Raw genomic sequence first — 18,524 nt, 5'->3', positions numbered from 1 at the left:
GGTCCTTGGCCCAGGGCTGATCCGACGGATGGTCCGAAGGCTGATCCGAAGGACTGGCCCTGGTTCACACCGAGTTCAGTGAGCCACTGGGGTGGCGACCGTGTACGTACGACGCAGGAAGCGCATCAGGGCTTTCGAGTCGACCTGCACGACCGCCACCCCTTGTGCCGAGTGGAACTCCATGACCGCCTGCACCCGGCCGAGCGGCCAGACGCGCACGCCGCCCTTGCTGACCGGCACCCGCAGCCCCTGCTCCAGCAGCTCGCGGGCGAAGACCCACTCATGGGGGCCGGGCAGCGTGATGTGCACCTGACGGGGATCGGTCTCGGGGTCGTAGCGAAGGGCGACGGGGACGACTCGGCGCTCGTCGTCCGGGGAGTCGGCGGTGTCGGTGACGATATGGGCACGTGCGTACTGTTCGACGGCGTACATGAACCGACTCCTTACGCTGCGTTACCTGTGCGGAAGTTGTGAATCCGTCACCTTTCCAATGTCGCACATTTCACGGAAACCGCTCTCGGACGGTCCGCGGCGACTGAATGCCTCTCACGTGCTGTTCGTAGGCCTTTCGCTCTTGCAAGTCATTCGCAACAAGGCACTATGATCGAACGGTGCATGTGCCTGACGGATTCATCAACGCCCCGGTCTCCGCGGTCACCGGAGCGGTCGCCGCCGGTGCCATCGCCGTGAGCCTGCGCGGCGCCCGCCGCGAACTCGACGAGAAGACCGCGCCGCTCGCCGGCCTGGTCGCCGCCTTCATCTTCGCCGTACAGATGCTGAACTTCCCGGTTGCCGCCGGGACCAGCGGACATCTGCTCGGCGGCGCCCTGGCGGCGATACTCGTCGGCCCCTTCACCGGGGTCCTCTGCGTCTCGGTCGTCCTGCTGATGCAGGGCATCCTCTTCGCGGACGGCGGCCTCACCGCGCTCGGCGTCAACATCACCGACATGGCGCTCGTCACCACGGTCGTCTCCTACGCCCTCTTCCGCGGCCTGGTGAAGATGCTGCCCCGCAAGCGGCGCTCCATCACCGTCGCCGCCTTCGTCTCCGCGCTGCTGTCGGTCCCGGCCGCCGCCCTCGCCTTCACCCTCATCTACGCGATCGGCGGCACCACCGACGTCGCGATCTCCAAGGTCGCCACGGCCATGATCGGCGTGCACGTCCTCATCGGCATCGGCGAGGCCGCGATCACCGCGCTCACGGTCGGCGCCGTCATCGCCGTACGACCCGATCTCGTGTACGGCGCACGCGGCCTCCAGCAGCGGCTCAAGCTGCGTGTGAACGGGGAGCTCGTCGACGCGCCCACGGCCGCCGTCCCCGTCGCCGCCCGCTCCTCGCACCGCAAGGTGTGGATCACCGGCCTCGTCGCCTCGCTCGTGCTCGCCGGGTTCGTCAGCTTCTACGCCTCCGCCAGCCCCGACGGCCTGGAGAAGGTCGCCAAGGACAAGGGCATCGACCAGAAGGCCGAGCAGCACGCCACCGAGGACTCCCCGCTCGCCGGATACGGCGTCAAGGACGTCTCCGACGCCCGGATCTCCGGCGGTCTCGCGGGCGTGATCGGCGTCGGCGTCACGATCGTCGCGGGCACCGGCGTGTTCTGGGCGATCCGCAGGCGCCGTACGGCCGACACCTCGCCCGCCTCCCTCCCCGAGGGCGTCTGACGTGGGCGCCGGTCACGCGCACAAGCTGTACCGGCACGGGCACTCGCCCGTGCACGCCCTGCCGCCGCACACCAAACTCGCCGCGGCCTTCGCCTTCGTGGTCGTGGTCGTCTCCACCCCGCGCGAGGCGATGTGGGCGTTCGCCCTGTACGCCGCGCTGCTCGCGACGGTGGCGTACAAGGCCCGCGTACCAGCGGGTTTCCTCCTGAAGAGGCTGCTCATCGAGATCCCGTTCGTCGCCTTCGCGGTGCTGATGCCGTTCGTGGCGGAGGGAGAGCGGGTGGACGTGCTGGGCATGTCGCTCAGCGTGAACGGTCTGTGGGGCGCGTGGAACGTGCTCGCCAAGGGGACGCTGGGCGTCGCCGCGTCCGTCCTGCTGGCCTCGACGACCGAACTGCGTGAACTGCTCCTCGGTCTCCAGCGGTTGAAACTCCCGCCGCTCCTCGTGCAGATCGCCTCCTTCATGATCCGGTACGGCGATGTCATCACGGACGAGATGCGGCGGATGCGGATCGCGCGGGAGTCGCGCGGGTTCGAGGCCAGGGGCGTACGGCACTGGGGGGTGCTCGCGAAGTCGGCGGGCGCGCTGTTCATCCGCTCCTACGAGCGCGGAGAGCGCGTGCATCTCGCCATGGTGAGCCGGGGGTACGCCGGCTCGATGCCGGTCATCGACGAGGTGACCGCGTCCCGGGCGCAGTGGTCGTACGCCCTCGCCCTCCCGTTCGCCGCCCTTGTCGTATGTCTTCTGGGATGGACACTGTGACCGCTTCTCTGGAGGTCTCCGGCCTCGCCTTCGCCTACCCCGACGGGCACCAGGCCCTCTTCGGCGTCGACTTCCGTGTCGCGCGCGGCGAACGCGTCGCGCTGCTCGGCCCGAACGGCGCCGGCAAGACCACCCTCGTCCTGCACCTCAACGGCATCCTGAGCGGCGGCACCGGAACCGTCACGGTGGCCGGACTCCCGGTCGGCAAGCGGCACATGGCGGAGATCCGGCGCAAGGTCGGCATCGTCTTCCAGGACCCCGACGACCAGCTGTTCATGCCGACCGTGCGCGAGGACGTCGCCTTCGGCCCGGCCGCGGCGGGGATGAAGGGCGCCGAGCTGGAGGAACGTGTCCGGACCGCCCTGGAACAGGTCGGCATGGAGGCCTTCACCGACCGGCCCCCGCACCATCTGTCCTTCGGGCAGCGGCGCCGGGTGGCGGTCGCGACGGTCCTGGCGATGGAGCCGGAGATCCTGGTCCTCGACGAACCCTCTTCCAACCTCGACCCCGCCTCGCGGCGCGAACTCGCCGACATCCTGCGGTCCTTGGACGTCACCGTCCTCATGGTCACGCACGACCTGCCGTACGCCCTCGAACTGTGCCCCCGGTCGCTCGTCCTGAGCGACGGCGTGATCGCGGCCGACGGCAAGACCGGCGAACTCCTCTCCGACGACGCCCTCATGCGCACCCACCGTCTGGAGCTCCCCTTCGGCTTCGACCCGCGCTCCGTGACAATGGGCGCGTGACAGAACAAGAGGACGTCGGGCCGACCGGGTCGCTGCTGCTCGACGACCAGCTGTGCTTCGCGCTGTACGCCGCCCAGCGCGCGGTGACGGCCGCGTACCGCCCGCTGCTGGAGGAACTCGGTCTCACCTACCCGCAGTACCTCGTCCTGCTGGTCCTCTGGGAGCGCGGCGAGACCACGGTCAAGGAACTGGCGACCGCGCTGCACCTCGACTACGGCACGGTGTCGCCGCTGCTCAAGCGGCTCGAGTCCGCGGGGCTCGTGCGCCGTGAGCGCTCGGCGCACGACGAACGCTCCGTGCTCGTCGCGCTCACCGGGCGCGGCGAGCTGCTCAAGGAGCGCGCGGAGACCGTGCCGGAGGCGCTGCTGACGGCCACCGGAGTGAACGGCGCCGACGTCGCGCGCCTCCGGGAGGAGCTGTGGCGCTTGGCGGAGTGCGCGGAGGGGGCGGCGGCGCGGGGGCGTTGAGGCGCGCGCAACCTGCTTCGCGCTGGCGTGCGCGACCAAAAGCCCGCGAGATCCGGGACCCACACGCCGGGCTTGTGCGGCGACCGCCGGGCGCGCGGCCGCCCCCGGACGCCGCCCCGTCGCGGGTTACCCACGGTTTCTGCCCCCTGGTAATACAGACCTCCGTACCGGCGGGTACCTTGTGCACGATGTACTTGCACACTTCTGTGTTGCGTGCCGTTTTGTCCGCAGTCGCACCTGCTGCTGTACCCGCCGTTGTGCCCGTCGTGTTGTACGCCCTGGGGGAGGTCCTGCCGTGATCGATGGCACCGTTGTCGACACCCGCCCGACGAAGATCATGTACGTCGCCGAGGCCACCGCGCACGGTGGCCGGGACGGCTATGTGACCAGTCAGGACGGCCAGCTGGAGCTGAAGGTCGCGATGCCGCCCGCGCTCGGTGGCGACGGCAACGGCACGAACCCGGAGCAGTTGTTCGCGGCCGGTTACAGCGCCTGCTTCCATAACGCGCTGGTGCTGGTGGGCCGCCGCGCCGGGTTCGATCTCTCCGGCTCCACGGTCGCCGCGAAGGTCGGGATCGGCCCGAACAAGCAGCGCGGCTACGGCCTCGCGGTCGCTCTGAGCGTGTCGCTCCCCGTCGTCGACCAGGACGTCGCGACGAAGCTCGTGGACGCGGCCCACGAAGTCTGCCCGTACTCGAACGCCACCCGCGGCAACATCGAGGTCACGATCCTGCTGGGCTAGGAATCGACGCCGGTACGTGCGTGTTGCACCCACCGTTGGCACAGGTGAGGCGACAAGGAGCGCGGGCGTGGACGTGAACGGCACAGTGGCCGAGGGCTTCGAGCCGGTCGGGGAAGCGTTCGTACGCAACTTCGAGGTGCTCGGGGACCGGGGCGCCGCCGTCACCGTGTACCGCGACGGGCACAAGGTCGTGGACCTGTGGGCCGGCACGCGGGACGTCGACGGCACCGAGCCCTGGCGGCACGGCACCGCGCAGATCGTGCGCTCGGCGACCAAGGGCGTCGCCGCCGCCGTACTCCTGATGCTCGCCCAGCGCGGGGAACTCGACCTGGACGCTCCGGTCGGCCGCTACTGGCCGGAGTACAAGGCGGCGGGCAAGGAACGGACGCTCGTCCGGCATCTGCTCGCGCACCGGGCCGGGGTGCCCGTTCTCGACCGTCCGCTCACCCTCGCCGAGGCCGCGGACCCCGGCCTGGCGGCCGCGACGGTGGCCGCGCAGGCGCCGGTGTGGGAGCCGGGCGCGGACCACGGCTATCACGCGCAGACGTACAGCTGGCTGACCGGTGAGCTGGTCCGGCGGGTGACCGGGCGCTCGATCGGTGAGTGGATCGCGGACGAGATCGCGGGGCCGCTGGGGCTGGATCTGTGGGTCGGGCTGCCGGCGGCGGAGACGGGCCGGGTGGGGCGGGTCGCGCAGATCGAGGCCCCGGCGGCGCCGGGCGGCCTGAAGACCCGGCCGAAGCGGGCGGTCTCCGAGGCGTACGCGGATCCGGACAGCCTCACCCGCCGTGCCTTCGCCGCGATCACCCCGATGCCCGACGAGAACGACCCGGCGTACCTGGCGGCGGTCCTGCCCGCCTCCAACGGCATCGCCACGGCCGAGGGCCTGGCCCGCTTCTACGCCGCGCTGATCGGAGAGGTCGACGGCGTACGGCTGTTCACGCCGGACACCGTCGAACAGGCCCGCGCGGAACGGTCCGCAGGCCCCGACCGCGTCCTGGTCGTCAACACCCGCTTCGGCCTCGGCTACATGCTCCACGGCACGGCCTCGCCCCTGCTCTCCCCGGGCTCCTTCGGCCACCCCGGCCGCGGCGGCGCCCTCGGCTTCGCCGACCCCGAGTCGGGAATCGCCCTCGGGTACGTGACCAACGGCTTCCGCAAGAGCGTGACGGCGGACGCACGGGCGCAGGCGCTGGTACGGGCGGTACGGACGGCGATCGACGCGTAGCCGGAGGAGGGGGCGGGGCCCGGGGCGGGTCGCGACGGCTCCCGCGCCACCCCGCTACCCCGCTGACTCGCTAACCCGCGTGCAGCATCAGCCCGATCCCCACCACCAGCAGCCCCGCCGCCGCGATCCGCGGCGCCCCGAACCGTTCCTTGAAGAACACCGCCCCGATGGCCGCGCCGACGATGATCGATGTCATACCGGGCTCATACAGTATTTCCATGAGTCGATCGAAGTTAGCCAAGGCCACCATCACGCCGGGCGAGCCCGCGGCGATCTACTGCCGGATCTCCCACACCAAGGATGAGGATCAGACCGGAGTCGACCGACAGGAACGCATCTGTCGGGAGATCGCCGAACGGCTTGAGCTCCGTGTCGAGGCGAGCCACGTCTACGTGGACAACAACCGTTCGGCATGGCAGCGCAACCGCAAGCGGCCCGGGTGGGAAGAGATGTTGAGGGCGATGGGGGAAGGGGAGATCCGGCACGTCATCGTCTACCACCCCGACCGCCTCATGCGGCAGCCCAAGGACCTCGAAGAGCTTCTCTCGATAGCCGACGACAAGCGCGTACTCCTGCACGGCGAGGCGAACCGGCGCGACCTGTCGGACCCCGACGACCGGTTCATCCTTCGTATCGAAGTGGCCCACGCCTGCCGCTCCTCCGACGACTCGTCACGACGGCTGAAGGACGCCCTCAAGGACAAGGCTCGTGAAGGCAAGCCGCACGTGGGCAATCGTCCCTACGGCTACACGGGCAACGGTCAGGCCATCATCGAGGAAGAAGCGGAGATCGTCCGCGAGGTCTTTCGGCGGTATCTGGACGGTGAGTCCCCCTTGGGCATTGCCCAGGACCTGACCGCGCGGGGAGTGACGACGTCCAAGGGCAAGACGTGGCAGCCGGAGAACGTCCGCCATCTGCTGTCGTCCAACTTCGTGGCGGGTGTCCGGATCCACCAGGGCGAGGAGGTGGGAACCGGCGCGTGGCCCGCCATCATCGATCGCGGCCAGTGGGAGGAGGTTCAGCGGTTCAAGGAGTACCGGGCCGCGCAAGCCAGGGACCAGCAGAAGCGACCGACCCGGTACTACGTGCTGCGCGGAGTGGTCACGTGCGCGTGCGGAGCTCGCATGGCCGGCACGAACAGCGGTCGGTACGCCTACTACCGGTGCACTCGCGCCGACGACGTCGATCAGCAGAAGTGCGATCGATCCGTGTCCGCAGTGCCTCTCGAAGCCTTCGCACGAGATGTCGCGATCAGGGTCCTGACCAAGTTGGACACCTCCGGCTATGAGCCCGCCGCGACCACGCGCCCCGAATCCGATGTTCTCGCGGACGAGAAGGACCGGGCGAAGCTGGAGGAACTGAAACAGCTGTGGCTCACAGATGACGACTTCACGACCGCCGAGTTCCACGCCATGCGCGCCGTCGTACTCAAGCGGATGAAGGAGCGCCAGCGGAAGACGGTGAAGAGGCCGGTCGCCGTCCTGGAAGGCATCGCCGGGCCGGACGCTGAAACCAACTGGCAGAGGTTGGAGAAGGAAGAGGACTACGCGCGCATGAACGCGATCTACCGGTTCCTTTTCGCCGCCGTGGTCATCCGCCCGCCGACGAGGAAGGGCAGGGGGTTCGACACCGACCGGGTGGAGATCAAGCCGAACCCGCTGGACTAACCTCTCCGGTCGCGCATATAACGCACATTAAGAGATCATCTCATTTGGTAAGTCGGCGGTAGCAGATCAGGGTGCTGGCGATGCTGGCGAAGGCGAGGAAGTGGATGGCTTTGCGTTCGTAGCGGCGGTGGAGTCGGCGGCAGCCGGCGAGCCAGGCCATGGTGCGTTCGATGGTCCAGCGGTGTCGTCCGAGTCGTTGGGAGGACTCGATGCCTTTGCGGGCGATGCGGGGTGTGATGTTCCGTGATCGGAGCCATAGCCGCAGGTGACGGTTGTCGTAGGCCTTGTCCGCGTGGAGCTTGGCGGGTCGGCGTCGGCGTGGGCCGCGGCGGGAGCGGATCGGAGGGATGCCGCGGACGAGCGGCTCAAGTGCCTGGCTGTCGTGGAGGTTTGCGCCGGATATGCCGATGGAAAGGGGCAGGCCGGTCCGCTCGGTGATCAAGTGGATCTTCGAGCCGTACTTGCCCCGATCTACAGGATTCGGACCTGTGAGGTCCCCTTTTTCAGGGCCCGCATGTTCACTGAGTCGATCGCGCACCGCGACCAGTCCAGCTCGCCGCGGGCCCCGAGCTCGTCCAGAACCAGGCGGTGCAGTTTCGCCCACACCCGCAGCTGGCTCCACTCCATGAAACGGCGGTGGGCCGTCGCCCCGGACGGCCCGAACACCGGCGGGACCTGCGACCACGTACACCCCGTCGTCGCTACGAAGATGATCGCCGCAAGCACCTCACGATCCCCGTACCGGCGCCGACCGCCCCCTTGAGGACGAGTCGGCGCCTCCGGAACCACCCGCTGGAACAACTCCCACAACCCGTCCGGCACCAACCGCTCCACCATCAACACACAGACAGACTACCGACCAAACCAAATGAGATGATCTCTAAAGAACAGCATCGATCAATGTCGGTTACTTGTCTCCGGTCTTGCGACGTCCGAAACCTGTGGCTAGGCTGGGCAAATGTTCCGCGGCAGGAAGATAGTGCAGAATAAGCACGTCGCCAGGCAGATGCGGCGGTTTTTCTCCGGCTTGACAGTCGAAGATCGCATGGAATCCGGAAATGTCGCCCGCATGTACGGAAAGCACATGTGGAGCGGCCCTCGCCAAACCCTCACCGATGAGAAGCGGCTCTTGAGATCACGCTATTATGTTGGCCTCGGAGTTGAAAGTGCGGAATTCGACGACGCTACGAAACGGTCCGTTCTAATCTCCGACACATTATTACTCTCGCACGGGAAGCGGGAGCGGTATGTTGACCTCGGATCCTATCGCAACGAGGGCGGATATCCGGCAGGTTCCTTTAGCGACGGAGGGTCGCCGGACTATATCAACGTTCCGCAGGATCCGTCTCCGTTCTTTCAATCTCGGTACGGATTCCACTGCCCCGATACGGTCAACCTTGGAGACTGGCTCCTTGCGTCGGAGCCACTGCTAAAAGCAGGCTTGGCTTGGTATCTCCCAAATTATTCAACGACCCTGCACGTGACTGAGCTGTCCGGTGAGCGCGGAGCCCCGGTCACGCGCCATGTTGCAGCTGTCGACTATCTGCTCCGCGACGGGCGCGCCATAGACATGTCGGGCGCAGAGCCGGTAACAGGTGATCACATACGGGAAGTCTTGCGCATCGAATTGCCATTTCTGAGCGGGGTAAGCCTCCGCGATTTCAGCAAGATCACCACCGAGGAATTCAGGTCATACTCCGCCTTCAAAGATTTTCTGCGCATGCAGCTTCTGGAAATTGATGAATCGCTCAACGATGTGCAGTCCCAAAAGGCGCTGAGAAGGATCGGCCTACAGATCGCGGAAGAAGTACGGTCTGTCGAGTCGCAGATGAGGAAAGCGAGGAAACGTCGGGCTGTTTCTGTAATGGGTGGAGCGCTAGCGTCAGCGACTGCCGCATTAGTGGCCGTATACGGCCCGACCTTCGAAAAGGCGATTGAAATTCTTGGCGTGAGTGGAGGGGTGTGGACAATCATCACCGGTATCGCCGAAAGTGATACGCGCACCATACGCGAAGACAAGTGGTACTACGTTTGGGCCCTCTCTCGGGAGAGCCATACCCTCTAGACCTGTCCTACACCACGACTAGGGGCTGTCTTATGAGTCCCTCCGTGTAGGACCAAGCAGCCGCGCGAGTCGCGTGGCGCTCTTCGGCCCTATCCGTGTGGGGAACTTGGCCGCCTGGCGCTCGACGGCCCGAGCCCACTCCTCGCTGTGGCGTCTCGTCACCGGAGCGACTCACGCTCTTCGCGGGCGATCTCACGGTTCGTGGCGATGTCTTCAGCGATTCCAGCGGCCAGGAGTGCGGCACCAAGAGTGTGGCCGGAACCGACGTAGCGCCAGTGCCGTTCGGTGACCGCGTCGGGCATGTCGGCATGGCCCATGTGATCGGCGCGTTCGGCGCGGAGTGCTGCGTACGTCGTCGAGTAGGCACGGGACTTGGTGAGGATGTGGCCCCGGTATCCGAGCGTGTGAGCCCAGGACCGGAGGCGGAGACACTGGTACTCGGGTAGGCCACCGAGGCGCCAGCACGTGCGCATGAGAGTGCGGACATGTTGGCTGACGGGTGCCGACTCGATGTCCGCCCAGGTGGTGAGTGAGTGGTCGATGCCGGCGCCTGTCTCGCTCGCGCCTTTCGTGACGTACTTGGCAACGTACGCGGCGACCGCGTCATCGTCGGGCCCGTCGCCGTCGGCGTGCAGTTGCCGGGCGTCGACCTGGGCGCCCCAGCGCAGGGCCAGTTCGCCCACGGCCGGGCTGTAGGGCGTGCGGACCAGGACCCGGCGGGCGGACTGGCACACGGCGTCGATGAGCAGCTCCGCGGTGCCCCAGGCCGGGGGTTCGTCGTCGGGTCCGTTCGGGCCGTCGAGGCGGACGACGGCGTGGACGTGGACGGCCGCCCGCTTCTGGTACTCCGCGACGCGGGCGAAGGACAGCCGTGCGTGCCGAGCAAACCGGGACTGTACGAGGCCGACCGAAGAGGCCAGACGCCGCCGGACGTCGATGACGAACCGGTCCCACAGCTTGGACGCGTGTGCGTGCCACAGGACATGGGCGGCGTAGTCGTAGCAGTCGGGGCACAGCGGTTGGCCGACATCCGGGGCGTCCGGCGCGTGGACAGTGCCGCAGCCGAGGGAGCGCCCGTGCTCGCAGGTTCCGCCGTCGCGGCGCGGTCGGCACAGCTCCCCAGCACGGTGGACCGGGCCGAAGGACGGGGCGGTGAGGGTGACGAAGAGCCGGGGCCGGTGACGGACCGCGTCGGGAACGTTCTTGCCGCCCACGAGGCCCGCGCGGACGAGGTGGAAGGTGTCCCCGGCGTGGAGACGGGAGCAGGCTGGGCAGACGGTTGCCCGTCTGTTGCGGCAGCGGACGAGGAGGCGTTCGCCGGGTTCGTCGCGGGTGTCGTAGTGGTGGAGGATCTCGCCGGTCGTGTCGTCCAGGGTGATGGTCGAGCCGGACAGATGGATGGGGTGCGAGCAGCCTCCGGTAGCGGTGACCTGCTCCAGCCAACGACGGAACTTCGGATCTTGGGCGATGCGGATTGCGTCGCGGTCTGATTCGGGGAGCTGACGCAGACGCGCCGCGCGGTCGAGGGCGGCGCGCCTGTCAGCCGGGGTGAACTCCGGGGTGATGGTGGTGACCTTCCAGGGTGGGCCGCCGAAGCGGCACGGTGGGTGGTTGGTGGCGCGACGTGGGTCATGGGGTTCGCCTTCGTGTGGTTGGTTCGATGAGGTTCAGCGGATGGTTCCGGTGCCCCGGCAGACGCGGCAGCGCCGCAGCCGTCCGGTCCAGGTCTTCCGGGCTCCGTCGCCCTTGCAGTACGGGCACCTCACGCGAGGCATGGGCATGGCGCGTCCTTTCTGCTCAGGTGTGGGAGAAGCCGCTGATGAACCAGGTCAGGAGTCCATGGATGGTGAAGAACACGGGGGTCTGGCCGAGGTAGACGCCGAAGAGGCCGACGCAGACCGCTTCCCAGGCGCGGACGTCGCGGGAGCGGACGAGGAGGACGGTGATGATCCCGAAGATCACCGCGAACGTGAACGCCGTGCCGACGCTGATCACTTGGCCGCTGGTCACTTGGCATCTCCTTCCAGTGCCGCAAGAGCGCGATCTACAGCGGGCAGTTCCGGGGTCATGCCGGAGTACTTGCGGGCGGTCGCGACGGCCTCTTGTGTCGAGGTGAGGTGGGAGCGGGCACGGCTCCAGCCGCCGTCCGGTCCGGTGCAGACGGCCACACCCTGTTCCTCGGCAGTGATCGACTGCGCGACGGCAACGGCGTCCTTGTTGAGGTCGCCCAAGGTCATTTCGGCCGTGCCGGGGTCGTTGACGCGGTGGCAGATCCGGCCGCCGAGCTGGGCGCGCAGGGCGGTGACTCCGGGGCCGAGATCGGAGCCGACCCGTTGTCCTGCGACGACCAGGTGCAAGCCGAGTGCGGCCCCGAGCTGACCCAGGCGCAGCAGCAACGTCGAGCACTGCTCCGCCTCTGCTTTGCTCTCGCGGGTGCCGTCCGCGAGGTACAGCTCCGCGATCTCGTCGACGATCACGACGACGGGTATCGGGCGCAGCTTCTCGGGCAGCTCCCAGATCGAACGCACACCAGCCGCCCGGCACGCGCTCATCCGGTCTTGCATGTCGACCACTAGTGCGCTCAACACCGCGACCGCTTCACGTCGGCAGGTCGCCAGTGCGGTCAACCTTCCAGCAAACAGGCCGAGTTCCATGCCGCCCTTGCAGTCGATCCCGACCAGGGCGACGGGTTGCGTGGCGAGTTGGGTGATCAGCCGAGCCAGCAGGGTGGACTTGCCGGAACGGGTAGCCCCGGTGATGAGCCAGTGCGGCACGAGCCGCAGGTTCATGACCCAGGCGCCGCCGGACTCCAGCGCGCCGATGAGGGCGGACAGCAGCTCGGCGGGCGCCGACGCTAAGCCGGGCTGCTCCAGCGGATCACTGGCCATAGCTGTCAGCAGCACGACACCGCGTTCCGGCGAAGTGACCCGTACCGCGTGGACTCTCCACGCATGGACGAGCGCTTCGGCCGCCTTCATGTACGTCGCCGGGGTCTGCCCCGCGTGCAGGCGCACGGTCACGGTCAGCCCAAGGCGGGTAGCGCGGGGGAACGAGGAGCGTGGAGCCACCGGCCGCACCGGATCGCCCTTGACCATCAGGTGCCCGACCAGCGTCCGTGCCGGAAGCTTGGACACGGACAGGTCATTGAGCGTGGCGACCCGACGCCAGGTGAACAGCACCCGGCACGCGGTCACCGGGTAGCCGACGACGTACCAGTGCCAGACCGGCCGCTGCCGCCGCACCAAGTCACCGACGACCATCAGCCAGGCCAGCACGGCCAGGGCGAAGGCGAGCAGGGTCGGCCCCATCACGCGTCACCGCCCTTGCCGTGCGTCGGGGTGCCGTGCACGGGTGTGATCGCGTCGGCGCGGAAGCTGATGCCGTGCCGATCTCCCATCGACCAGGCGAACGCGGTCAGACCGGTGACCCTGACGATCTGTCCTTCCTCGATGCCCTTCGGCTCACCGCTCACCGCGATCTCGATGACGGAGATCCGGCGGCCGTCCTGCCGCACGGTGACGGCCACGGTGTAGACGGGGTTACCCTCCCGGTCCTTCTTCACCTCCTGCGTCTCGAAGTTGCTGATCTTCGTTTCGGGCGCGATGGCGCACCGCAGTACGCCCAACCGCGCCGTGTCCACGGGAATGGACTGCATTTCGTTGGCCTCCCTGGCCAGTTGGGGCGCCAGCTCTGATGCTGACGTCACTTGTCCTTACGAGTTATGACTATGGAGCTCTGTACGACATCGATGCAACTACTTATGCTGACGAGTGATGTCGCGCGTGCGACGTCCCTACGACCTCACCCGGAGATCCCGAGATGTCAGAGATCCAGCGCCCCGGAGCCCTCTACCAACAGGTGGCCGCCGCCATCCGCGAAGCGATCCTGTCCGGCGAGTTCGCCCCGGACTCCCTGCTGCCGTCCGAAGCCCAGCTCATGACCCGCTACGGCGTCTCCCGCCCTACCGTCCGCAACGCGATCGCGGCCCTGCGCGCGGAAGGGCTGATCGACGTCCGGCACGGCAAGGGCAGCTTCGTACGCTCCGACAGCCAGCCCGCATTCACCATCGAGCGCCGCATCAGCCGGGCCTCGGACGGCCGGTTCGTGATGCCCAACGGCGATGCCTGGGAGGAGGCCGAGGAGCCAAGCACGTACCGCACCCGCACCACCAAGACCACCGGCCGACTCCTCGAACTCGGCGAGGAAGAAGCACTGTTGGGCTGTGACCGGCTGCTCTTCGAGCCCGGCACCGGCACCCGCGCCATGCACCGGACGCTGATCCCCTTCGAAGTGGCCGACGCTGTGCCACTGCTCGCCGAGGAGCCATGCAAACGCCCCGCGGCGATCTACCGGCTGCTCACAGAAGACGGACACAAGCTGTGGTGGTCGGAGACGGTCCGCGCCCGCATGCCGCTGCCGGACGAGCGCACCACGCTCCAACTCCCGGACGCGACTCCGATCCTGCACACTGCCCGTGTCGCGCACGGAACCGACGACCGCCCGCTGATCCTCGAAGAGATGCGCGTCGGTGCGGACCGTGCCGAACTCGCCTACCGGATCACTGCCGACAGGCAGCCCGCGCGACGCACCCGCGCCTGAGCAACGGCCATCGGTCGAAACAGCCTTCACTTCCTCAAGGGCGCGCCTGCGGCGCGCCGGGGCGCCCGCCCGCCCCGGCCGGGCGTGCGGCGTGGCCGCCGGTCCCGTCCGGTCGGCCAGCGCCCCGCACCGCAGCACGCCGGAGGAATCAGGGCGTCGACCGGCCGTCGCGGGCCGGGGCGTTCGGGGCTGGGGGTCGTCGGCCGCAGAGACTTTAGGCAGCTCCCATGGGGCGAGCCTCGAAGAACAGGGGGCCGATCGGGCTATTGCGGGCAGCTCCAAGAACTGCCCGATCCGCTGGCGAGCGTAAGGCCCCCTGTTCACTCGCCCCATGGCAGCTACCGCCCAAAGTCTCTGCGGCCGGCGACGTGCCCACGCACGCCACTCACCAGCGAAAAGGCGCCTCATCGCGCACCGCCATCGCCGTCCGCGAGCGTCTCCAGGAGATCGGCGAGCCGGTTCACGGCGTCCGGCCAGCCCGCCACACGCACGATCCCGCGCCCCTCCTCATTGACCGAGGCGACGGCCCGTAACTCGGACAGCTCGAACCCAGCACCAAGGAACGCCCGGTTCAACTGATCAGCGGACTCCCGTGCTTCACGCCAACCCGAGATGTAGTCGACACCCGACACCCACAGGCCGAAGTCCGCCCCTGCAACATCACCGAGCCCGTCGCTTAGCCAGTTCTCACCCGCGCCAGACACCTTGCCCACCTCTGCCCTGATCTAGGTAATGGATCGTCAACTCTCTTTGGTCCAAGGCAGATGCACAGCACAAATGCCCCGGTACCATCAGGCACCGGGGATCTTCGCGGTCCCCCGCCGGGCCACCCTCCGCTTTCCAGGGCTGAGGGGGTGGCCCGGTCTCGGTCTTCGGTTGTGAAGCGGACCCCCTGGCACCGAGTGGGGAACTCGGCAAGCGATCCAGGAGGCCACGCCCCGTTCGCCAGAGGAATCACCCTCCAGCCCCCGACTGCCGCTCGCTCCCGAGGGAACGAAACAAGTAGCGACAGCCCGAGATCATCAGGACGGCTTGCCGCCCACTCCCTCGTTGAGGTCGAGTCGGCACCACACGGTCTTGCCGCCCTTGTCTTCCGGCGTCCACCAGACCGCTGCCGACAGCCGCTGAAGGATCAACAGCCCACGGCCACTGTCGGGTAAGACCGCTTCCGACAGCTCTCCCATCAGCTCCGGCGAGAACGTGTCGCCCATAGGAAGCACTGGGGGTGTCGAGTCCTCATCCGTGACTCCGATGAACAGCCACTTCGGCCACATCTTGAACGTCACGTCGATACGCCGGTTGCCGCCGGGATGCGTGAGGCAGCGTTCCGGCACCACGTGGTTCACGATGTTCCCGACCAGCTCCGACACGATCAGCTGGGCATCGTCTACGGCATCAGCCGCGCCCGCACTCTGGAGGAACACGGCCGTATGGTCACGCGCGATGCGTCCGGTATCGCTGAACTCGGCGAAGAGCGTCAACGTCAGGAAGTGCCCGCCGGAGGAAGGCTCAGGCTGCGCGTACCAATGAGCGAACGCGTTCAGCTCCTCAGCCACGTACTCATGCCGCCGCGCATTCCTCGCGTCCATGACACGACCCCGTCTCAGGTCACGTCTGCCGAGTCCCTCTCGGCAGGGTGACCCGAGGGTGCACCCCTCGTACCGGTTGTCGCTCCCCCCTCTTGGGGACCCCCCTCGTGGGTACACTCGCGAGACGGACGCGGCAGAGAAGACAGGAACAGAAACGACGTCAGGTCGATCACAATGGGGAAGTGAGATGACCGAAGCTGCACCCACACCGGCAGCTCTACCGCCGCACGTGCTGGAACGCGCAGACGTGCGATCAGCGATCGCCAACCACGACTTCGGCGAGGTCTTCAGACTCGCCAAGATCCACGGGCACATCAGCTACGCCAAGATCTCCGAGGCTGTCAGCTACAAGCGCGAGCACATCGGGAAGATGGCCCGGCCCGAGACCGACGGCAAGGGCGTTCGCCCACGGATCACCCAGTTTCACAAGATCCTCGAAGTCGTCGATGGCCTGCGCATTCCCGGTCATCTAGCAGGGCTTGCCCCACGCCCGTGGGAGCTGGAACGACCAGCCACACCGTCCCAGCTCGACGACCCAAGCGCCCTGATCGCACAGGGTGGCGCCGGGCTGTGGGACGTCGCCGAGATGCTCCGGCGCACGGAGATGTCCAACATCAACAGCGCCGCCCTGGAATCGGTCGAACAGGGCATTGACCAACTGGCCCGCGCGTACCCGTACGCCGATGCCGACTACCTACACGAGCGCACCCGCAACGGCCTGCAATACGTCACCAAGCAGCTCGAAGGCCGGATGACCCTCCGTCAGCACCGGGAACTGCTCGTCGACACCGGATGGCTGTTCCTGCTGAACGCGTGCGTCCAGTACGACCGGGGCCAGCGCGAGGCCGCAAACCTCAGCAAGGCCGCCGCACTCCGCATCGGCCAGGAGAGCGGGCACGGCGAGATCATGGCTTGGGCGTGGGAGATCGAGGCATGGTTCGCTCTCACCCAGAGCCGTTGGCAAGACATGCTTGATGCCGTGGAAGCCGGGCACGTCGCTGATCAGACGCATTCCGTCGGCGTGCAGTTGTACGCGCACAAGGCACGAGCGGCCGCCCGCATGGGAGACGCCCGGTTGGTCCGTGACTCCCTGGACGCCGGCCGCGCCCGCCTGGATCGGCTCCCACGCCCGGACCACCCGGAACACCACTTCATAATCGACCCGGACAAGTGGGACTTCTACGAGATGGACGCCTACCGTCTCCTCGGAGACGACGAGCGCGCCGCCACCCACGCCCGGTCAGTCATCCGGATCAGCACAGGCCCGGACGGTACCGAGATCTCCCCCATGCGGGCCGCAGAGGCCCGCCTCACCCTCGGAGTCGCCGCAGCCCGCACCGGCGAGATCGAAGAGGCCATCGGCATGGGTGCAGCAGCTCTCGAAGCCGCCCGCAAGTCCCTCCCATCCCTGCTTTTAGTCGCTGACGAGCTGGACAAGGAACTGCGGTCCCGGCATCCCCGCGAGGCCGCCACGCGCGACTTCCACGAACGGATCATGACCATTAAGCGAGGCGCAACCAAGCCCGAGCTACCGTTCTGACCCGCCACCCCACCCAAAACGCGGGCTCTCCGAGCCGAGAGCCCGCGCCTACCTGCGGTCGCAGTAGTCCCGCAACCTGTTGCCGCTGAGTAGCGCTACGTGCCCTTGTCCTTCTCGGTCACCGGCTGCGAGATCAGCCGCTTGACCCACCGTTCGTTGAATCCCGCCAGAATCCCGATCCCGACCCAGAAGAAGAACGACTGCGCCACAGCGGCATCGTTGAACGGATCTTTACTCTTCAGCAGTGTCTCCGTCGGATCCGGGAAGACCGCCACGATATGCCCTTTGACTAGACACAGAATCCCGGCTGCAAATAGCCAACCCAAGATGATGCGGTAAAACGCCGTCCTCTTCGATGTCGTACGGTACGGAACCCGATGGTCGGCTCCGATACGCAGCAACACGCTCATCGCGGCCCCCAAAGAACCGCCCCCAATGCACGCCAGCGAATCCCTCAAGGCGAAGAATTCCTTCGGGTTAAGCTGCTTTCCCCCTTCTAGCGGCCTGCGAAGCACGACCACTAGATCTTTCATGACCAGCCCCATTAGCGCCAACACCACGATGCTGGCCAGCACTCCCCAGTAAAATCCCCGCGCATAGCGCTTCCGCGCCCGCACCGTGGTGAGCTCCTCGATGAAAGCGGCGATTTTCCCCTTCCGGTCCTCCAGGACCCTGGTAATCTCCTCCGAGCGGTTTCTTTCCCGTTGCTCGTCGTTACTCGCGAGCTCGGACGCCACGTCACCACGAGATTTCGCTGCGCTGAAAGCGCTGATCGTCATCCTGCGTACTGTCAGCCGATCTCGCTCTTCTAAGAAATTCCCTGCCTCCGAATCCATGAACTCGAAATCACACACAAGCAGCGGCGCGATCCCCCTCAATTCGGGAAGCCCTTCCACAACCCCATCGAGCGGTTCCCGCAACAGCCGCGTGCGCTCCGCCTCCCGCCCCTCTTCTTGCTGCTCCCGCCTCGACTCCGCTCCCGGACGCCGCAGCACTACCATCCCCGTTCCCCCGTTCCCCCAGCACGTATGCCCCGGGTGTACTGCCGTCTGCCTCTCCTGGCAAGGCACTCACCTCCCTCGCCTTTCTCGGATCAAGATCGTCCGAGCGTTCTCCGTGACGGCCGGTCACGGTCGAGATGATCTCGCGGTGGCCGATGTGATCACGGAGTTGGGTCGTTCCGGAGAGCCCCGTTCACAAGGTTGAGCCCGCGTGGTCAGGCCAGGCTGCGGATAAGACTGTTCGTTCCAGGCGCCTGACCGGCGAAGTTATTACGTATGAGCAATGCTTGACTGATGACTCGCGCAGCGTTGCTAGCGCGCGTGCAGGGCTGTGACGAGGAGTGGGTGCTTCAAGTTTGCGGCGGTCTCGGAGTCCGTGTCGGGTGCTGTCATACAGGGACGGCGCGCCGGTTGCGTCCCTGCTCACACGGTTGGATCCTGAGGGTGCGGCAGATC

Annotated in this window: 19 protein-coding genes and 1 pseudogene; 10 read left to right on the top strand and 10 right to left on the bottom strand. The window is 67.2% G+C overall.

All coding sequences use genetic code 11. The features are described 5' to 3' along the window. Nucleotides 1-75 precede the first annotated feature (75 nt). A complete protein-coding gene (locus AB5J50_RS21580) occupies nt 76-432 on the bottom strand; it encodes an SsgA family sporulation/cell division regulator (RefSeq protein ID WP_327429371.1) in 357 nt (118 codons plus the stop codon). 179 nt (nt 433-611) lie between these two features. Here AB5J50_RS21580 and AB5J50_RS21575 point away from each other — a divergent pair, with 179 nt between their 5' ends. The 6 genes from AB5J50_RS21575 (at nt 612) to AB5J50_RS21550 (ending at nt 5,607) form a co-directional block, all read left to right on the top strand. Continuing rightward, nucleotides 612-1,661 (top strand): energy-coupling factor ABC transporter permease, encoded by a 1,050-nt coding sequence (locus AB5J50_RS21575; RefSeq protein ID WP_369260062.1) that lies wholly within the window; start codon nt 612-614, stop codon nt 1,659-1,661. A 1-nt stretch (nt 1,662) separates the two neighbouring features. Next, entirely contained in the window at nt 1,663-2,424 is a 762-nt protein-coding gene (cbiQ, locus tag AB5J50_RS21570) for a cobalt ECF transporter T component CbiQ (RefSeq protein ID WP_369247217.1), read from the top strand. Next, nucleotides 2,412-3,170: an energy-coupling factor ABC transporter ATP-binding protein gene (locus tag AB5J50_RS21565; RefSeq protein ID WP_369260061.1), complete on the top strand. Its 759-nt coding sequence runs from the start codon at nt 2,412-2,414 to the stop codon at nt 3,168-3,170. The genes cbiQ and AB5J50_RS21565 overlap by 13 nt, the downstream gene beginning before the upstream one ends. Continuing rightward, nucleotides 3,167-3,637, top strand: a complete 471-nt coding sequence (locus AB5J50_RS21560; RefSeq protein WP_327429367.1) for a MarR family transcriptional regulator — start codon at nt 3,167-3,169, stop codon at nt 3,635-3,637. Before AB5J50_RS21565 ends, AB5J50_RS21560 begins: the two co-directional genes overlap by 4 nt. 295 nt (nt 3,638-3,932) lie before the next feature. Further along, on the top strand, nt 3,933-4,379 hold the full coding sequence (locus AB5J50_RS21555; RefSeq protein ID WP_327429366.1) for an organic hydroperoxide resistance protein: 447 nt from the start codon (nt 3,933-3,935) through the stop codon (nt 4,377-4,379). 67 nt (nt 4,380-4,446) lie between these two features. After that, a complete protein-coding gene (locus tag AB5J50_RS21550; protein ID WP_369260060.1) occupies nt 4,447-5,607 on the top strand; it encodes a serine hydrolase domain-containing protein in 1,161 nt (386 codons plus the stop codon). 70 nt (nt 5,608-5,677) lie between these two features. On the opposite strand, the pseudogene AB5J50_RS21545 reads toward AB5J50_RS21550, so the two are convergent. Beyond that, nucleotides 5,678-5,800 (bottom strand): annotated as a pseudogene (locus AB5J50_RS21545) (EamA family transporter); the annotation flags it as partial. Between AB5J50_RS21545 and AB5J50_RS21540 the strand changes: the two are divergent. Continuing rightward, a complete protein-coding gene (locus AB5J50_RS21540) occupies nt 5,775-7,274 on the top strand; it encodes a recombinase family protein (RefSeq protein ID WP_369260059.1) in 1,500 nt (499 codons plus the stop codon). The pseudogene AB5J50_RS21545 and the gene AB5J50_RS21540 overlap by 26 nt on opposite strands. A gap of 40 nt (nt 7,275-7,314) precedes the next feature. On the opposite strand, the gene AB5J50_RS21535 is transcribed toward AB5J50_RS21540, so the two are convergent. Continuing rightward, a protein-coding gene (locus AB5J50_RS21535) for an IS5 family transposase (protein WP_369265472.1) occupies nt 7,315-8,111 on the bottom strand; the annotation gives its coding sequence in 2 pieces (ribosomal slippage) (nt 7,315-7,776 and nt 7,779-8,111; 795 coding nt in all). A gap of 121 nt (nt 8,112-8,232) precedes the next feature. Here AB5J50_RS21535 and AB5J50_RS21530 point away from each other — a divergent pair. Next, nucleotides 8,233-9,339, top strand: coding sequence for a hypothetical protein (locus AB5J50_RS21530; RefSeq protein ID WP_369260058.1), 1,107 nt, complete (start codon nt 8,233-8,235; stop codon nt 9,337-9,339). Between the two features lie 158 nt (nt 9,340-9,497). Here AB5J50_RS21530 and AB5J50_RS21525 read toward each other — a convergent pair whose 3' ends face one another. From AB5J50_RS21525 to AB5J50_RS21510, 4 genes are all read right to left on the bottom strand, one after another. Further along, nucleotides 9,498-10,847 carry a replication initiator gene (locus AB5J50_RS21525; protein WP_369265471.1) on the bottom strand — a complete coding sequence of 450 codons (1,350 nt, stop codon included), beginning with the start codon at nt 10,845-10,847 and terminating at the stop codon, nt 9,498-9,500. Between the two features lie 289 nt (nt 10,848-11,136). Continuing rightward, nucleotides 11,137-11,334 carry a hypothetical protein gene (locus AB5J50_RS21520; RefSeq protein WP_369265470.1) on the bottom strand — a complete coding sequence of 66 codons (198 nt, stop codon included), beginning with the start codon at nt 11,332-11,334 and terminating at the stop codon, nt 11,137-11,139. 11 nt (nt 11,335-11,345) lie between these two features. Continuing rightward, nucleotides 11,346-12,647, bottom strand: coding sequence for an FtsK/SpoIIIE domain-containing protein (locus AB5J50_RS21515; RefSeq protein ID WP_369260057.1), 1,302 nt, complete (start codon nt 12,645-12,647; stop codon nt 11,346-11,348). Next, nucleotides 12,647-12,994 (bottom strand): hypothetical protein, encoded by a 348-nt coding sequence (locus AB5J50_RS21510; RefSeq protein ID WP_369265469.1) that lies wholly within the window; start codon nt 12,992-12,994, stop codon nt 12,647-12,649. The genes AB5J50_RS21515 and AB5J50_RS21510 overlap by 1 nt, the downstream gene beginning before the upstream one ends. Before the next feature lie 164 nt (nt 12,995-13,158). Between AB5J50_RS21510 and AB5J50_RS21505 the strand changes: the two genes are divergently transcribed. Beyond that, nucleotides 13,159-13,938: a GntR family transcriptional regulator gene (locus tag AB5J50_RS21505; protein WP_369260056.1), complete on the top strand. Its 780-nt coding sequence runs from the start codon at nt 13,159-13,161 to the stop codon at nt 13,936-13,938. Between the two features lie 404 nt (nt 13,939-14,342). Here the strand turns inward: AB5J50_RS21505 and AB5J50_RS21500 are convergent, their stop codons facing one another. After that, nucleotides 14,343-14,642, bottom strand: a complete 300-nt coding sequence (locus tag AB5J50_RS21500; RefSeq protein WP_369265468.1) for a hypothetical protein — start codon at nt 14,640-14,642, stop codon at nt 14,343-14,345. A 318-nt stretch (nt 14,643-14,960) separates the two neighbouring features. Next, entirely contained in the window at nt 14,961-15,527 is a 567-nt protein-coding gene (locus tag AB5J50_RS21495) for an ATP-binding protein (protein ID WP_369260055.1), read from the bottom strand. Nucleotides 15,528-15,774: 247 nt separating this feature from the next. Between AB5J50_RS21495 and AB5J50_RS21490 the strand changes: the two genes are divergently transcribed. Continuing rightward, the gene (locus AB5J50_RS21490; RefSeq protein ID WP_369260054.1) at nt 15,775-17,067 is read left to right on the top strand and encodes a tetratricopeptide repeat protein; all 1,293 of its coding nucleotides are present in this window, start codon (nt 15,775-15,777) and stop codon (nt 17,065-17,067) included. A gap of 95 nt (nt 17,068-17,162) precedes the next feature. Here the strand turns inward: AB5J50_RS21490 and AB5J50_RS21485 are convergent, their stop codons facing one another. Further along, nucleotides 17,163-18,068: a hypothetical protein gene (locus AB5J50_RS21485; protein WP_369260053.1), complete on the bottom strand. Its 906-nt coding sequence runs from the start codon at nt 18,066-18,068 to the stop codon at nt 17,163-17,165. Nucleotides 18,069-18,524 lie beyond the last annotated feature (456 nt).

It is taken from the genome of Streptomyces sp. R35, from assembly GCF_041053035.1.
Taxonomy (GTDB): Bacteria; Actinomycetota; Actinomycetes; order Streptomycetales; family Streptomycetaceae; genus Streptomyces; species Streptomyces lutosisoli.
Note: the sequence above shows the minus strand (reverse complement) of the source record. Positions and strands in the feature narration are given on the sequence as shown.

Coding starts and splice junctions, on each gene's coding strand:
- AB5J50_RS21540 (WP_369260059.1), top strand. CDS start 5,775: ATGGCCGCGCCGACGATGATCGATGTCATACCGGGCTCATACAGTATT.
- AB5J50_RS21580 (WP_327429371.1), bottom strand. CDS start 432: ATGTACGCCGTCGAACAGTACGCACGTGCCCATATCGTCACCGACACC.
- AB5J50_RS21510 (WP_369265469.1), bottom strand. CDS start 12,994: ATGCAGTCCATTCCCGTGGACACGGCGCGGTTGGGCGTACTGCGGTGC.
- AB5J50_RS21505 (WP_369260056.1), top strand. CDS start 13,159: ATGTCAGAGATCCAGCGCCCCGGAGCCCTCTACCAACAGGTGGCCGCC.
- AB5J50_RS21495 (WP_369260055.1), bottom strand. CDS start 15,527: ATGGACGCGAGGAATGCGCGGCGGCATGAGTACGTGGCTGAGGAGCTG.
- AB5J50_RS21485 (WP_369260053.1), bottom strand. CDS start 18,068: ATGGTAGTGCTGCGGCGTCCGGGAGCGGAGTCGAGGCGGGAGCAGCAA.
- AB5J50_RS21530 (WP_369260058.1), top strand. CDS start 8,233: ATGTTCCGCGGCAGGAAGATAGTGCAGAATAAGCACGTCGCCAGGCAG.
- AB5J50_RS21515 (WP_369260057.1), bottom strand. CDS start 12,647: ATGGGGCCGACCCTGCTCGCCTTCGCCCTGGCCGTGCTGGCCTGGCTG.
- AB5J50_RS21565 (WP_369260061.1), top strand. CDS start 2,412: ATGGACACTGTGACCGCTTCTCTGGAGGTCTCCGGCCTCGCCTTCGCC.